The sequence below is a fragment of the Sporolactobacillus sp. STSJ-5 genome, from assembly GCF_024385605.1.
In the GTDB taxonomy this organism is placed as follows: Bacteria; Bacillota; Bacilli; order Bacillales; family Sporolactobacillaceae; genus Sporolactobacillus.
This window is the reverse complement of the sequence record NZ_JANFOJ010000001.1, coordinates 226,993-243,197: the sequence shown is the minus strand read 5'-3', so window position 1 is coordinate 243,197 and position 16,205 is coordinate 226,993. Positions and strand designations below refer to the sequence as shown.

Annotated in this window: 14 protein-coding genes and 1 riboswitch; of the genes, 10 read left to right on the top strand and 4 right to left on the bottom strand. The window is 42.6% G+C overall.

Annotated elements, in window-relative coordinates; all coding sequences use genetic code 11:
• Window positions 1-169: 169 nt before the first annotated feature.
• The 3 genes from NOM01_RS01265 to NOM01_RS01255 all read left to right on the top strand — a co-directional run bounded on the left by NOM01_RS01265 (window position 170) and on the right by NOM01_RS01255 (window position 4,698).
• Window positions 170-1,105 (top strand): AEC family transporter, encoded by a 936-nt coding sequence (locus tag NOM01_RS01265; protein WP_255745696.1) that lies wholly within the window; start codon window positions 170-172, stop codon window positions 1,103-1,105.
• A 150-nt stretch (window positions 1,106-1,255) separates the two neighbouring features.
• Complete coding sequence (gene uvrC, locus NOM01_RS01260; RefSeq protein WP_255745693.1) at window positions 1,256-3,037, top strand: excinuclease ABC subunit UvrC; 1,782 nt, start codon at window positions 1,256-1,258, stop codon at window positions 3,035-3,037.
• 60 nt (window positions 3,038-3,097) lie between these two features.
• A riboswitch (Lysine riboswitch) is annotated at window positions 3,098-3,291 on the top strand.
• Window positions 3,292-3,465: 174 nt separating this feature from the next.
• On the top strand, window positions 3,466-4,698 hold the full coding sequence (locus NOM01_RS01255; protein ID WP_255745690.1) for an aspartate kinase: 1,233 nt from the start codon (window positions 3,466-3,468) through the stop codon (window positions 4,696-4,698).
• A 448-nt stretch (window positions 4,699-5,146) separates the two neighbouring features.
• Here NOM01_RS01255 and NOM01_RS01250 read toward each other — a convergent pair whose 3' ends face one another.
• Window positions 5,147-5,614 (bottom strand): YslB family protein, encoded by a 468-nt coding sequence (locus NOM01_RS01250; RefSeq protein ID WP_255745687.1) that lies wholly within the window; start codon window positions 5,612-5,614, stop codon window positions 5,147-5,149.
• Window positions 5,615-5,810: 196 nt separating this feature from the next.
• On the opposite strand from NOM01_RS01250, the gene fumC reads away from it, so the two are divergent.
• Window positions 5,811-7,199 (top strand): class II fumarate hydratase, encoded by a 1,389-nt coding sequence (gene fumC / locus NOM01_RS01245; protein ID WP_255745684.1) that lies wholly within the window; start codon window positions 5,811-5,813, stop codon window positions 7,197-7,199.
• Between the two features lie 306 nt (window positions 7,200-7,505).
• On the top strand, window positions 7,506-7,730 hold the full coding sequence (locus tag NOM01_RS01240) for a helix-turn-helix domain-containing protein (RefSeq protein ID WP_010026148.1): 225 nt from the start codon (window positions 7,506-7,508) through the stop codon (window positions 7,728-7,730).
• A gap of 169 nt (window positions 7,731-7,899) precedes the next feature.
• Here NOM01_RS01240 and NOM01_RS01235 read toward each other — a convergent pair whose 3' ends face one another.
• Window positions 7,900-9,501: an AMP-binding protein gene (locus NOM01_RS01235; RefSeq protein WP_255745998.1), complete on the bottom strand. Its 1,602-nt coding sequence runs from the start codon at window positions 9,499-9,501 to the stop codon at window positions 7,900-7,902.
• Window positions 9,502-9,995: 494 nt separating this feature from the next.
• Here NOM01_RS01235 and NOM01_RS01230 point away from each other — a divergent pair, with 494 nt between their 5' ends.
• From NOM01_RS01230 to NOM01_RS01220, 3 genes are read left to right on the top strand one after another with little or no spacing between them, the layout of a single operon-like run.
• Window positions 9,996-10,709 carry an AraC family transcriptional regulator gene (locus NOM01_RS01230; RefSeq protein ID WP_255745680.1) on the top strand — a complete coding sequence of 238 codons (714 nt, stop codon included), beginning with the start codon at window positions 9,996-9,998 and terminating at the stop codon, window positions 10,707-10,709.
• An 18-nt stretch (window positions 10,710-10,727) separates the two neighbouring features.
• Entirely contained in the window at window positions 10,728-11,309 is a 582-nt protein-coding gene (locus NOM01_RS01225) for a GNAT family N-acetyltransferase (protein ID WP_255745677.1), read from the top strand.
• Window positions 11,310-11,342: 33 nt separating this feature from the next.
• Window positions 11,343-11,798: a 2-thiouracil desulfurase family protein gene (locus NOM01_RS01220; protein WP_255745674.1), complete on the top strand. Its 456-nt coding sequence runs from the start codon at window positions 11,343-11,345 to the stop codon at window positions 11,796-11,798.
• A 71-nt stretch (window positions 11,799-11,869) separates the two neighbouring features.
• On the opposite strand, the gene NOM01_RS01215 is transcribed toward NOM01_RS01220, so the two are convergent.
• Together NOM01_RS01215 and NOM01_RS01210 are read right to left on the bottom strand one after the other, a co-directional pair.
• Window positions 11,870-12,244, bottom strand: a complete 375-nt coding sequence (locus NOM01_RS01215) for a FlxA-like family protein (protein WP_255745673.1) — start codon at window positions 12,242-12,244, stop codon at window positions 11,870-11,872.
• A 133-nt stretch (window positions 12,245-12,377) separates the two neighbouring features.
• Window positions 12,378-12,749 carry a hypothetical protein gene (locus NOM01_RS01210; RefSeq protein ID WP_255745671.1) on the bottom strand — a complete coding sequence of 124 codons (372 nt, stop codon included), beginning with the start codon at window positions 12,747-12,749 and terminating at the stop codon, window positions 12,378-12,380.
• Between the two features lie 667 nt (window positions 12,750-13,416).
• Here NOM01_RS01210 and NOM01_RS01205 point away from each other — a divergent pair.
• Together NOM01_RS01205 and NOM01_RS01200 are read left to right on the top strand one after the other, a co-directional pair.
• A complete protein-coding gene (locus tag NOM01_RS01205) occupies window positions 13,417-15,057 on the top strand; it encodes an L-lactate permease (protein ID WP_255745669.1) in 1,641 nt (546 codons plus the stop codon).
• Between the two features lie 463 nt (window positions 15,058-15,520).
• Window positions 15,521-16,174 (top strand): hypothetical protein, encoded by a 654-nt coding sequence (locus tag NOM01_RS01200; protein ID WP_255745666.1) that lies wholly within the window; start codon window positions 15,521-15,523, stop codon window positions 16,172-16,174.
• Window positions 16,175-16,205 lie beyond the last annotated feature (31 nt).

Here is a 16,205-nt window from a genome sequence, read left to right as displayed (position 1 = left end):
GATCAGCATGCCGGCTTGTAAAGCATTGACAATATACTGTCACAAATTATTGTTTTAATTTTTAAAATAGTTATTGACTATGATTCTGGCTAAGAGGTATGCTCATTGATACAAGAAAGTAAAAAATGACAGTGAATAGTTGACGCATGTCAGTTGTGGAGGCACTCAGGTGGGCACCTTTTTTCAAGGCATTCAAGGGATTTTAGTCATAATTATAATGATCAGCGTGGGTTATGTATTGGCTCATCGCGGCTGGTTTGATAAAAAAACAAGTAAATTAATTGCTAAATTGGTAACGCAAATTGCGCTTCCTGCTTATATGATTAGCACAATTACCAACCATTTTACAAGTAAAGAATTAATTGAATTACTGCCGAATCTGCGCTTTCCGATTCTGTCGATGCTGATTTTGTTCGCCATCTCATTTTGGGCAGTTAAGATCTTTTCTGTTCAGAAAAATCATAGCGGATTGTTCAAATCAATGTTTTGCAACTCGAATACGGTTTTCATCGGTCTGCCTGTTAATCTTGCTCTGTTCGGTGAGCAAAGTCTTCCCTATGTTCTTGTATTTTATATGGCCAATACGACTTTTTTCTGGACACTGGGTGTCTACCTGATTCAACGTGATGGAAACTATCTAAGCAAAATCAGTTGGAAGCAAACGCTCGGTAAAATTTTTTCACCGCCGCTGCTTGGCTTTATAGTAGGTGTTATTCTGGTTCTTCTGCATGTGAAGCTGCCCGCTTTTTTAATGTCCGATTTTAACTATATCGGCGGGCTCACCATTCCGTTATCGATGATTTTTATTGGTATTGCGATTCATCAGGCGGGTCTGAGCAAACTCCGTCTTAATAAGGACAATATTGGTGTCCTGATCGGCCGTTTTGTTGCAGCACCTGCAATTATGACCTTGTTGGTGCTGCCGGCACCGATGCCCGCACTCATGAAGGAGGTCTTTATTTTGCAGTCGGCGATGCCGGTCATGACGAATGCCCCGGTTGTCTCAGAATTGTATCATGCAGATTCGGACTATGCGGCCGTAATGGTGACGGAAACAACGCTCCTCAGTATGATTGAAATTCCTATTCTGATGACTATTTTTTAAACGAATAGATCTAAGCTTGGACAGAGGCGCTTATTTTTTCGCCACTGTCCTTTTTTGTTCCGGACTCTAAAAAGTTGAATGTTTTTCTGATCTCTTAGATAATAAAAGATAGTATGCAAGAATCAAGAAACAAAGGATGATCGATAACTGATGGTCAATCAGAAAATAAAAGAAAAGCTGAGCTTGCTTCCGAAGCAGCCTGGCTGCTATCAAATGAAGAACACTCAAGGAGAGATTATATATGTAGGGAAAGCGAAGAATCTGTTCAATCGCGTCCATTCCTACTTCAGCGGTTCCCATGATGCGAAGACGCAGCGGCTCGTTGCGGATATCGCTGATTTTGAGTATATTGTTGTTTCATCAGAAATCGAGTCACTGCTGCTCGAGATCAATTTAATCAAGAAGTATGAGCCGAGATACAACATCATGCTGAAGGATGATAAGAGCTATCCATTTATTAAGCTGACGACTGAGAAGTACCCACGGCTGATTATTACGCGCAAGGTGAATCGAAAGAGCGGCAAGTATTTCGGTCCCTATCCAAACGTTACTGCCGCAAACGAGACGAAGCGGCTGCTCGATCATCTCTATCCATTGCGCAAATGCCGCACTTTGCCAAACCGAGTCTGCTTGTACTATCATATCGGGCAGTGTTTGGCACCATGCGTTTACGATATTCCGAAAGAAACCTATGAGTCAATGGCCGATGACATTACGCGTTTTCTCAATGGCGGTTACCAGGATGTGAAAAAACGCCTGAAAGAAGAAATGCTTGAAGCCTCCGAACAGCTCAATTTTGAAAAGGCGAAGGAACTGCGTGACCAGATTAGCAATATTGAAACGGTAATGGAGAAACAAAAAATTATTTTTAATGATTTGGATGATCGCGACGTCTTTGGCTACGCCTTTGACAAAGGATGGATGTGTGTCCAGGTGTTCTTCATGCGCCAAGGAAAATTGATTGAGCGTAAGGTGTCACTGTTCCCATTTTATCAAGAGCCTGAGGAAGACTTCCTGACTTTTATCGGTCAATTTTATAGCCATCAAAATCACATTAAGCCGAAAGAAGTTCTGATCCCGAATTCGGTCGATCAGAGCCTGATTGAACAGATGTTGGAAACCGAAGTCCTTCAACCTCAGCGCGGACGAAAAAAAGATCTTGTTGCGATGGCGGTCAAAAATGCCGGCATCGCACTTAAGGAAAAATTTGCCCTGATCGAGCGTGATGAGAAGCGGACGATCGGAGCAGTTGAACAGCTTGGAGAAGCCTTGGACATGCCGGCACCGCGCCGCATTGAAACGTTCGATAACTCGAATATCCAAGGGGCCGATCCGGTTTCAGCAATGGTTGTGTTCGAGGATGGGCGCCCAAAGAAAAATGACTACCGGAAATATCGTGTGAAGACAGTAAATGGACCGGACGATTATGCGACGATGCGCGAGGTTGTGCGCAGGCGTTACGCACGCATTTTGAAAGAAGGCAAACCGCTGCCCGATTTGATTCTGATTGACGGGGGTAAAGGGCAGCTTTCCGCAGCGATTGACGTGCTCGAAAATGAGTTTGGCCTCTATGTTCCTGTTGCCGGACTTGTGAAGGACGATAAGCATCGAACATCACAGCTTGTCATCGGCGAACCTCCTCAGCTCGTCTCACTGGCGCGAAACAGTCAAGCATTTTACTTGTTGCAGCGTATCCAAGATGAGGTGCATCGATTCGCTATTACTTTCCATCGACAGGTCCGCGCGAAATCGATGATTCACTCTCTGCTGGACGACATTCCGGGAATCGGCAGGCAGCGTAAGCAAATGCTGCTACGCAAATTCGGTTCGATGAAAAAAATACGCGAAGCAAGCCGAGAAGAATTGCAAGAAGCCGGATTACCTGAAAAAGTGGCTGAATCAATGAGAAACTATTTGGACACGGAGCAATAAAGGGTATTGTCTCGGTTCGCTAGGTTTGTTATAATTTCCGTAACTTAATTTTCAAATATCTGAAGTGATAGAGGAGCAGTCTTCATTAGTAAGCCGCGCGAGAAAGATGGAATTCATTGACCGCGGCGGAAAGGGAAACCTGCCGAAGCCGGAACGACTTCATCATCGTTCCGGGCTGGATCTGCACTGAACAAGTGCAGGGCTGTCATACTTTTTTAAAATTACTTTTAAAAGTGTGGAGAACTATCTCAGCATGTTGAAAAACGATTGACTGTTCAACAGCGGGGATCTCTCGCTGTTCTTTTTGTCACTGACGATAACGAATAATGAGGAGCACGTTCTTATCAAGTGATCCCGTGTCTTCATTACAGAGGATCCGGAAAGAGCGAAGATAATAATGCCGGTCATAGTTTAAAGGAGCGAGTGCAGTGGCTTTAACGGTAATGAAGTTTGGCGGAACATCAGTTGCGTCAGTGGAACGGTTGCAGAAGGTAGCGGATAAAGTTATTAAGAAAAAAGAGGCCGGTAATCAAGTAATTGTGGTTGTTTCAGCAATGGGGAAAACAACGGACACACTTGTTTCAATGGCCGGAGAGATTTCCGATCGGCCGTCAAAGAGGGAAATGGATGTGCTTTTGTCGACAGGAGAGCAGGTAACCATCGCATTGCTGTCCATGGTTCTGAACGAACGCGGCTATCATGCAATATCATTTACCGGTTGGCAAGCCGGGATCAAAACGGAAGCAGTTCACGAAAGTGCGAAGATCTCGTCAATTGACACCTCATTGATCCGTCCACAGTTGAAGAAAGGATCGATTGTGATTGTGGCCGGATTCCAAGGTGTGACAGAGGACGGCGAAATCACAACGCTGGGCAGAGGCGGTTCGGATACTTCAGCTGTGGCGATTGCAGCGGCATTCGGTGCGAAGCGATGTGAGATCCACACGGATGTGACCGGGGTCTTTACAACAGATCCGCGCTACGTGAAAAAGGCGCGAAAGCTGAAGGAAATCAGTTATGACGAAATGCTTGAAATGGCCTATCTTGGAGCTGGTGTGCTACATCCGCGCGCTGTTGAGTATGCGAAGAACAGCCATCTTGAGCTGGTCGTATGCTCATCATTCTCCGAAGAAGAGGGTACGGTAATTAAGGAGGAAGTGTCAATGGAGAAGACAAAGTCGGTTAGAGGACTTGCTTTTGAGAAAAATGTGACGAAGGTGACGCTGCTTGGACTTCCAAATAATGTAGCAGCGGTATCGCGCGTGTTCGATGCAATTGCGGCGAAACATATTAACATTGACGTCATTGTTCAGAACGTCCTCGATGAAGCAAGAACAAGTCTTTCGTTCACTGTTGATCATGATGTACTCAATGAAACACTTGACGTGCTGCGCGCTCAGGAAGCAGAACTTGAATATCATAAAATGATCTTTGAGTCCGAACTTGCCAAGGTTTCGATTGTCGGATCGGGTATGGCATCAAATCCAGGTGTCGCGGCAGAAATGTTTCATGCCTTAGCTGAAAAGGATATTAAGGTCAAGATGATCAGTACGTCGGAAATCAAAGTCTCAACGATTATTGATGAAAATAAACTGATGCTGGCGCTCGATACCCTTCATGAAACCTTTCATTTGGCAGAAGAGGAATCCATGAGTTTATAAAAATTACGGCTTTTAAAAGCAGGCAGCCCGCCTGCTTTTTTTACAAGTAAAGAAAGTATAAGATTTTACCCCATATTTAAACGAATAAACCAGTGCCTTGACCGAGAATCAAAGCGGAGGTGCGAGACGCCTGCGGGTGCGGCCCTGTTGATCGCGTGCCAGCGAGACCCCGCAGATTTCTGCTTGTCTGAGGAGGCTCGCGGTGCGCCCGCGGTCGCGCTCAGTTGATGCGAGCAACCGAAGCGATGATTCAACACTGTAATGACACAAACCAATCACACATGGCTGGAGATTAAAGACCGGGCGCTTTTCGCCCGGTTTTTCTTAGATACTTTCGTTTGAAGATGTGGACTGCATATAAGTAAACTGTTTTGCTAGAAGTTAATCAAACAGCACCTCAAGGGTTTCATTCCCTGAGGTGCTGTTTATTTGAGATCATTGCCAACCATTAATTTTCTGTACCAACCGGATCCTTTACATCCCATTTAATGAGAAAGATTACCTTCTTTTGACGTCCGGTCTTTGTTTCCATATAACTCTCAGCAACGCAGCCGGTCTGCCGCTGTATCTGTTCGGCAATAAACCCTGATTCTAATGCAAAACTGCTTGAATCCGAATAATCTTTGATTCTCGATTCAACGAGCGGAGAACTACATTCAAAAGTCATTTTATTTTTTTCCTTATTCACTTGCTCCAAAACGCCCCATCCGGCTTGATCAAAAAAGTCAATAATCTGCTGCTCATTGTCGAGCGGATATTGACGTGCTATTTTACGTCCCGACCAATACAGGATCGATGCCGTTTCCTTGCCGAGCAGTTCGGGAATTAGTAAATTTCTTATGAGTTCATAACCGAAAGCCGGTACGGTCGCGTCTCCATAGTGTTCCGGCTGCGGACAGGTATTGTTTCTCGTCATCTTCATCCCTCCATTGACTATTATAACTGTCTTTTCTCTGTTTCACTACGACAGATAAACGTAATATGTGTTTTATTTTTTCGATACTGCTTTACTTAATGAACAGAAATGTGAATGATTAATAATTGGTATTTCACAAATCAGGTAATTTATGTGACACTGAGTATAGAATTAATGGAAGGGAAGAGACAAATTCATGGAATATAGACTGGAGCATGACACACTCGGCGAAGTTAAGGTGCCGGCTGATCGCTTATGGGCAGCTCAGACACAAAGAAGTAAGGATAATTTTAAAATAGGCTGGGAAAGGATGCCATTGGAAATTGTTCATGCGTTCGCAATTTTAAAAAAAAGTGCAGCATTGGCAAATCAAAAACTGGGAACATTGAATACAGCGAAAGCAGAGGCAATTGCAGCTGCCGCTGATGAAGTAATTGCAGGACAATGGAATGATGAGTTTCCTCTTGTCGTTTGGCAAACCGGTAGCGGCACGCAATCAAATATGAATATGAATGAAGTGCTTGCCAATCGCGCAAATCAACTGTTGAAGGATAAAGACAGTGACCTACGCGTTCATCCCAATGACGATGTTAATAAAGCGCAAAGCTCAAACGACACGTTCCCTACTGCGCTCCATATTGCTGCCGTACAAGCGATTGAAAATCAACTGTTGCCGGCATTGGACGAGCTGAAGGCTACACTTGACGCAAAATCGCAGGAGTTCGCCGAGGTGGTTAAAATCGGTCGTACACATTTGCAGGATGCGGTTCCGCTCACCGTAGGTCAAGAGATCAGCGGATGGGCGTTCATGCTTAAAGAATCGAAGGCACTCATCGAAGGAACCCTAAATCATTTAAAGAGCTTAGCAATCGGCGGGACTGCTGTTGGAACCGGCTTAAATGCACCTGCGGAATTTGGTGATCAGGCCGCGAAAGAAATCAGCATTATGACTGGCAAAGAGTTTTATGCATCGGATAATAAGTTTCATGCGCTGACCAGCCATGACGCGTTGGTGGCGGCACATGGTGCATTAAAGGCACTCGCGGCAGATCTAATGAAAATTGCCAACGATGTGCGCTGGCTTGCGAGCGGACCGCGCTGCGGATTCGGCGAATTAGAGATCCCGGCAAATGAACCGGGCAGCTCCATTATGCCCGGCAAGGTAAATCCTACCCAGGCCGAGGCCGTTACAATGGTTGCCGTCCAGGTTATGGGGAATGATGCAGCGATTGGATTTGCAGCGAGCCAGGGTAATTTTGAATTAAACGTATTCAAGCCCGTTATCGGGTACAATTTTCTTCAATCTGCCAAGTTATTGACTGATGTCATGCAGTCGTTTACGATTCATTGTACTGTAGGGATGAAAGTAAATCAGGAAAAAATCGACTATTTCCTTCATCATTCATTGATGCTGGTTACTGCCTTGAATCCCAAAATTGGCTATGAAAAATCAGCGAAAATATCAAAGCTCGCCCATCAGGAGGGCATCAGCTTAAAAGAAGCAGCTCTGAAACTTGGCCTGCTCACCAGTGAAGAGTTCGATGCCTATGTTAAGCCTGAAGAAATGGTGCACCCGCATCAATAAATACACTGATTGTTAAATCGACCGTTTATTCGCAGTAATTCGCGGATGAACGGTCTTTTTGTCACAAAATGTTCTGTGATACCATGCCTAGCAGAATCACTCAGAAAGCTTTAAATGATTGGAATTACATTCGACATCGAGCAGTTGAATGCGGTTTCGAACGCTATATATCTTCAATGTGCAATCATTGTACGGGCGTTTGCGTAAAATACTTATTCTTGGCACGCATCGACCTTGTTTTCATAAAATGTAAATGACTAAAAGCCTTCCCCAACCGTTCTTTTGCTGAGCAAGGAGGGGGAATTTTTGAAGGAAGAATATCACCGTCCAAAGCCTTTGCTGACGAAGAGGGAAAGAGAAGTTTTCGAACTGCTTGTCCAAGACAAGACGACCCGAGACATAGCTAAAGAACTCTTCATAAGTGAAAAGACTGTTCGTAATCACATTTCAAACACCATGCAAAAATTAGGTGTGAAAGGACGCTCCCAGGCAGTCGTTGAACTGCTCAGGCTCGGAGAACTCAAATTATAGCATCAGCCGGTTCCTGTTAAAGGGCCGGCTGTTGTTTTTTTATCGTAATTCGAGAAAGTTAAAAATTCCTCTGAAAAAAGATGGTTTACCTATTAAATGTAGCCGTTAGGCCGGCTGTTCTGTAAGAGCCGTGCAGTCTTTTTAGAACGTTTTTGTTTGACGAATTCTATCAAACGAGATTTATCCCGCATCGCCTGATTTTCCTTGTTGTTGTTTTTTCAAATTCTTTTTCTAGAATTTCGAACACACGGATGTGTTTATAATCCGGTATTTTGTTGTTTACTTCATCAATAATTGATTTGATCATGGCTTGAAGTTCTTCTTTTGCAGGCAGATGACCGATTAGTTCGGTCATGGAATCTAAATTCGGGAATATCTTGGCCTTCACACAGATGCTTCCATTATGGTCATTTCCAGAAAGAATAAGCGCTTCGCTAATCGTCTCTTTTTCCAAGAGCCGCGCTTCTAATTCCTCAGGATAAATATTTTTGCCATTAGCTGTTACAATCACATTCTTCATGCGTCCTTTGATATATAAAGCCCCGTCCTTATCAATGCATCCCAAATCACCTGTCCGAAAATAGCCGTTGCGGAATGTGTTTGCCGTGGCCACCGGATCGTTATAGTAACCAAGCATGATGTTATCGCCTTTGGCCAAAATTTCGCCGACACCGGCATCATTGGGGCTGTCGATCATCAATTCGACGCCGGGAACAGCAACGCCTGTCGATTTGGCATTGAAATAAAAATCATTGTTTCCTGCCAAAAGAGGTGCGGTTTCAGTGAGCCCATAGCCTTGCAACGCTCGAATACCAAACGCCAGAAAATCTTCGACCACAGCAGAGGGAAGATCTGCTCCGCCGACAATGCATGTATGAATTTTTCCCCCAAGTGATTTCTTCACTTTTCGCCGGATCGCCATCCTTACAAGCGCAGGCAAATTGGGAAGCGTCATCGAGATTGAAGATGCTTTGAGCATGGTTTGATATTTTACCGGACTATTCTTTACAATAGCCGCTTGAATGCGCTTGTCTAAAAGCTGAAGCAGCGCGGGAACGACGACGAGAATCGTTGGGCTGTATTCAAGAATGTTGCGGCGTATGGCATTCAGACTGTCGGCGTAAGCAATGCAGGCTCCGCGTGACAGAATAAGCAAGCAATCCAAAGTGCATTCGTACGTATGACAAAGGGGCAGAATGGAAAGCGTTTTGTCGCGCGACGTGATCTTTACGATTTGCGAAGTCGCAAAAATATTAGCGCAAATATTCTTTTGAGAAAGGCACACACCTTTTGGATTTCCGGACGTGCCTGAAGTGAAAATAAGCACACTCATTTCATTTTCATCAATCGGAATCGTGTCAATTCGCGTGTCATCCGCAGGGATCGGTGACATGGTGTCCTGCAAAGGCAGAAGTAATCGTTTGCTGCTGATGATCGGTTGCAATTGCTCGAGTATCTCTTTGTCCGCACATACCGCGGCACAATCAGCACTGACAATGAATTGATGCATATCTTCCGGCGACAGTTCGCGATCGATTGGAACTGCCACACCGACTGAAGCGGCGCACGCATAGTGCAGCACCCATGCATAGCTGTTTTTACCGATGACTGCGATTCGCTTACCGGACAAGCCAAGATCTAGAAAAAGCGTGCCTACTGCCCTGTACCCCTCTTTAAATTGAGAATAACTCACATATCGGTAGCTCCCGCTCCCAATCTTTATCTGGAAGGCAGACTTTTTCCTGAACTTCTTTGCGCTTGCGTAAATCATTTCCCGAAAATCAGTATACCGTGTGGCTTTGTTGAACTGTTTTGTTCTCAAATTATTGCCCCTTCGCCTGTTTGTCATGTATGAATATTCAGCAATTTATCTAAGTCAATTTTTCATCCAGTTGCCAAATGGCAATGGATTGAGAGCATAATTTTTTAGTTTTTAATATCCCTTCTAAATACGTTATTTTTTGCGGATAGTTTCAATTTATTACAAGAGGAATTACTGATTATTTTCACAGGTGCTTCTGTTGATTCATTTGAATTAAATCAGTGAAGTATCGTGATTCGGCAGTGAAAAGTTTAGCTTTAGAAAACAGGCAGTTTTGCGGCTTTATTTTGTTCTGAAATGCGATAAGATTAAATTATCCTAATCATTAAGTCTACAAGTAAACTGATACTGTGATATATGGAAAATGTCAAAGTTATTGCGAGAAGAACGGTTTCTTCGTTCAATAGTGAATAACTATGCAGGATACGGGAGGCGGTGTTTTGGTGGATGTTTCTCGGAAGCTAGCGATTGAAGCGTTGCAGGATCAAATTTCGGATCAGTTTGATCAGAGCATATTGAATATCTTAAACGGCGAAATGATGTATAAAGAATTTTCTACACAAGGGTTAATGGGCAGGGGTGATTTTGCTCCCTTCAATGAAGCCATGTGTTCAAACGACACACATCAAACAATTTTTAGTGAACCTTTTAATAAAATGAGAGCGTTCGGACATCAAGTATCATTAGCAAAATATGAGAAGCTCACAATTGCTCCTTTAAAACCTCTTTTTGAAAAACATTATGAGTGTATTGTTTTGTGGTTCGGGGATGACATGTTTTGTCAAATGAATTTTTTAACTGTATTGGCCTATTTGGATCAAATCGAGTACAAAGGAAAGGTATTCTTCCAGAAAGTGAACGAAACGACTTATGAGGTTGAAGAAACGGAACTTGTTCCGGATGGTTATAAAAAAATTTATGTGCAGGTATTAATCCATCATTGTTTGCCAAATCTTCAATTAATGCCTGTTATGTACCAGGGAATCAAGCTCTATTTAGAGTATCTAAAGAAAGATAACGAGATCACGGCGTTTATAAAAAAAAATAGAGATCGTTCTCAAGATGAACTCGTAAACGAATTATTTCGTGTTTTTCCTCAATATGGTTTGGGAGATCTGCAATACATAAAAATCATAAACACGATAAAAAATGCCTAATAAAAAGGAGCTTCTCAATTGTTAATTAGAGAATACCAGACAGATGATGAAGAAGGCTGGCTGCGCTGCCGCGTTCTGTCCTTTTTACATACAGCCTATTATGATAATGTTTTACAGGAAAAGGAAACTTATGATCACCCCTCAATTGAACTTGTTGCGGTTGAAGATGGAAAGATTGTCGGCCTGATTGACATCGAATGTGAAAAAGCAAGCAAGACAGTTTGCACAGAATGCTCATCATTAGGCGGGATGATCTGGAACTTGGCTGTCCATCCCGATTTTCAGCGTCTAGGAATTGGGCAGCAATTGCTGCATGAAGCAGAAAAAAGACTCAAAGCACGGAATATTGATCAGCTGGAAGCCTATACACGTGATGATGAATGGGTGAATCACTGGTATCGGAAAAACGGTTTTCACCAAGTGAATCACTATCTGCATGTCATTATGGAGAACAATGAGTTGAATGGTGTTATTAAATCATCTTTAAAAAAAGTGAGACCCATTAGTTGTTTTGCGCATTATGCAGGAGAAGAAGAGGAAATGATTAAAGACAAATTCAACCGGGTCCATGAATGCCGATGTTATCGAAAAAACATATGAGTCATGGTTGAAATTAAAAAATGAGGTGTCTTAATGATTGTTGTAAGTTCCTGCCTTGCAGGACTCGCGGTAAGGTACAATGGATCGCATTGTTTGGATAATCGAATCATGCAGCTGATTGATCGTGGAGAGGCTGTTTCTGTATGTCCAGAATTGCTTGGAGGATTTTTAATTCCCAGGGAACCGGCAGAAATTGTAGGCGGTGACGGGAAGGATGTCCTTAACGGAACTGCCCGAGTAGTCACCAAATCGGGTACGGATGTAACAGAGCAGTATATTAAAGGTGCCAATCTGACTTTGAAAAAAGTCACGGAGCTTCATGCGACGACGGTTGTTCTCAAGGAAAATAGTCCTTCGTGCGGGAGCAAAAAAATATATAATGGTGCATTTAATGGACAAAAAATTGAAGGCAGCGGTGTTACAGCTGCCCTGTTAGAAAAGAATGGGATAAAGGTTGTTTCGGAAGAAAAGTTAGCTGAGATTTTCTAATAACTGCCCATTTAAAAAGTAAATAAAACAAAACGGGCATCCCCTAAAGGATGCTCGCTGTTTCATTTCACTCATTCACTTTGTGCAAGACTGTTTTGACTAATCGTCAGCTGATCGCCGTCCTGTGACTGCTCGGAAACAGCAGCGCCGGCTTCAATTTGATTTGAAGCAACCTGCGACTGTGCCTGCGCGCCGCTTGTATTCCCATTTTGTGAAGAACGGGATTTTAACTGCTGGATCTGCGCCTCAATTTGTTGAATTTGTGCTTGAATCACTTGAACTTGTTTTTGTTGATCCTCTTGATCCGATTTCTGGGATTCCAATTGCTTTAATTGAGTTTCTAATGTTTCTTCTTGCTTTTCAAGCGCTTCAATTTTTGTGCTTGAATCGGAGGTTCCTCCGGTTTGATATGTACTGCTTGAAGACCCAATGGATTGAATGTTCATACAGAGTCGCTTCCCTTCATTTATTGAACAAAGATACACATTTTTAATAATAGTAGTTAATTATTAATAAATCCTTAATTTTTGATTCTATCTTTCTTTTGACGGCGTGATGCTCCTAAATAATACTGCAATGTCATGTGTTTTCAGCAATAATGCGTCTGACAATCTCTGTATCAACGGTTGCTGTTTTTTTATCGATGATGTCAGCGACTCTTTCATTGTTTTGCGCAAGTTCTATATTTTCCAGAATCCGGATGAGATTGGACAGAGTTGGTACAGGAAAATGGAACAAACTATCTAGTTCATTATGAATACACCACAAAATGAGAACAAATAGGAGAAAACAGATGAAAGAAAGAACGAGATAAAGAAAAGCGTCAGGGACACGATTAGCGACAATATGATCAAAAAACCAAAAATTGAACGAAAGCCAGATGCAGGTAAAAAGAATGAACACGCTTAACGATAAGTGATAAAAAGCTTTTTTCTTAAATGACTTTGTCATTTCCTTTTTTTGTTCATTGAAATCCTTGATTAAAAAAAATAAATCTTTAATGGAATTATTCGTTTTCAAAAAATCTTTGACGGCTGCATAAATAAGAACACGCCATTCCTCTAAATGAAAAGATGTGTGATATAACTGTTTGCTTTTTTTCACAGCTAGAGGAAATAAGAAATAGTTGAGATTTATCAAGAAGGCGATTTCAAAAGTGACAAGACAAAAAAGAGAATTGACAAACCAGGAAAGCTGTACAAAAATTGGGACGATGTAAGCTGCAATAAGTGATACGCCAATCGTAGGGCAAAAGGTTAATCCCAAAAAGATGCAGAGATGGCTTTTCATATGCCGAAATACGAGATTCCAGACTGAAAGTTTCTTATAAAATAATGTCAACCGGTACTCAAAGTTCAAAATAGTCATTCCTTTAGCAATTTTTTCACCTCTTATTATCGTTGATTTTAATAAAAACTGATATGTGACTAAAGTATTATTCGTTCGACAAATTACTCGAATAGGTTGATCCAGCCTGTCTTTTCTTGTTCACGTAATGTTCAAAAAATGGCCGCCGAAATTGCATATTTGAATGTGCACATGTAAAATCAATAAATGTAAGCGCTTTATTTATTTTTCCTGATCAAGCTAATTTAACGTGCGGAAGGGGAATGAATCAATGCAATGGGCCCAGAATTACAACCCAATGGGTAATATGTTTCTGTCGTTTGTGGCAGCCTGTATTCCACTTGTCTTCTTTTTCTGGTGTTTAGCAATTAAGAAGATGAAGGGGTATAAGGCGGGCTTATTAACGGTTGCAATTGCTGTGGTCGAAGCAATTGTAGTCTATAAGATGCCGGTCCATTTAGCCATTGAAGCAACTGCATTAGGCGGATTGCAGGGTCTATGGCCGATTGGATGGATTATTGTCACGGCAGTGTTTCTGTATGAATTAACAGTGGCATCAGGCAAGTTCCAAATTATTAGTGATTCGATTGCATCGATCACTCAGGATCGCCGTCTTCAGGCATTATTGATTGCATTTTCATTCGGCGCATTTCTTGAAGGAACGGCGGGCTATGGCACGCCGGTAGCGATTGCAGGGGGATTGCTTGCCGGACTTGGCTTCAATCCCTTTTATGCAGCAGGGTTGTGCTTAATTGCCAACACGGCGCCGGTTGCGTTTGGCGGTGTCGGTATTCCGATTCTTACCTCCGGGCAAGTCACTGGCATTGATGTACTTTCAATCAGCCAAATGGTTGGTCGGCAGGTCCCTTTTTTATCCTTGTTTGTTCCATTCTGGCTGGTGTTTATTATGGCAGGTTGGAAACGGACAATTGAAGTGCTGCCGGCAATTCTTGTATGCGGGATTTCCTTTGCCGGTACGCAATACGTAACATCGAACTTCTTAGGACCGGAATTACCGGATGTGACTTCATCAATTGTCAGTATGGTATGTCTTATCCTTCTGCTTAAATTCTGGCAACCGACATCCATTTTCCGATTCAAGGATGAAAAAGAAGAGCCAATTCCGGCACAACTGCAAAATAAAAACAGCTTTTCTTTTGGCAGAATCGTGCAAGCATGGTCACCATTCGTTTTGCTCGTTGTTGTCATTTGTGTATGGGGCGGATCCGCAAGCATTAAGGCGCTTCTGAGCAAAGCAACGTTAATGATTCCAATACCCGGACTGGATCAGATGATCGAACAAGTGAAGCCGATTGTTGCCAAGACGACGGCTTATGGTGCCATTTATAAATTTGATGTGATTGCAGCTACCGGAACGGCTATTTTAGTGACCTGTATACTAAGTAAATTTTTAATTGGTATCAGTTGGAAGAAGTGGGCACTAACCTTTGGCCTAACATTAAAAAAGCTGGCTCTTCCCTTGGTAATGATTGTATCTGTTCTCGGCTTTGCTTACATTGAGAACTATTCGGGCATGAGCGCGACACTTGGACTTGGGCTCGCCTCGACGGGCACCATTTTCCCATTCTTGTCACCGTTTATCGGCTGGATCGGCGTATTTCTCACCGGTTCGGATACTTCGTCAAATGCATTGTTTTCTAATCTGCAGAAGGTGTCCGCACAGCAAATTGGTGTCGATCCGACTTTGCTTGTCGCGGCCAACTCAACCGGCGGTGTTGCTGCAAAAATGATTTCACCACAATCCATTGCTGTTGCGACAGCGGCAACCGGATTGGTCGGTAAGGAAGGCAGCTTATTCCGATTTACAATTAAGCATAGTCTGCTTTTCGTCGCGATTACCGGCATCATTACACTTATTCAGGCTTACGTGCTGCAGTGGATGATTCCATAAATAAGTTCCTCGTGAGATTAATTAAGAAAGAGATGCGGGTGCGCCGCATCTCTTTTTGTTGTCTAGGAAATTAAACGGCTATATAAGTCTATTGTATAGGAATAGGCAGAAAAATTTTTTAGCCTCTACGGTTAATCTTGACTTTTTTGATCTCAATTTTCATGTGAATCGACGATTAAATAAATAATGAATATGCTGAATAATCGTTTCTCTTACAGAATTCATCGTTAGGATTTCTGCATCATTTTTCATTACTTGGGTTCTTGCCCTCACTTCTAATCAACTCCTATTATTTGTTAGACCTCTATCCGTTATTTCAGAGGATTTGCTGGACCTTTACCATATGAGATTCGTCTAAAAACAGTCATTTGGACAAAAATGTGCGAAAAGACTCCGTCAACTATCCATGCAAAGCGTGTGCAGATTAATAGGATATAGTATCAAAACAAAAGGAGTGATTGAAGTGAGTTATGATTTTTTTGATGAAGATAGAGACAGAAAAAAGAATTATTCCAACCGCAGGCACGATGATTGTGGTTGCTATGATCCATGCGAAAAAAAGTGCGGTTGCAACAAATGCAAAAGAGACGATGATGAACAGGGATTATTGCGGGAATTTAACAACAGTCAAACATCATCCTTACCAGTAATACCGGGACCAGTAGTTGACCCGACTGTATTTGGAACAAACATTGCACAAACTCAGGTTTGCGTGGCTGATCGAGACGAACGCGTGGAACTTAATGCTACAATTGAATGGACACCAGCAGTAGTAGTTGCACTTGTTGCAATTGTTCTCGGTGTACCTGTAACTTTCCAAATTTTGCGTGTTAATGAATGCGGAAATGGTCCGGTGCCGATTTTTGCGACTACAGATTCAAGCCCTGCATTGACAGCGGCAGCAGCTACTCTGCTTGCCACTGCATTCAGCACAGTCACGACATCGTTCCATGCTGTTGATGAAAATCCGCCACTCGGAGAAAACCAATATTTTCTTACCTATACGATTGACACGGTTACGGTTGGCGGTGCCATTATTGATTTGCCAACACTATTTACAATCGGTGTTACTGGCTACTCGCTTTCTGCAGCAGTCATTGACGAAAACGCGCGTTAATTAGCACTAAAAAAAATTAACTAGGATAAAT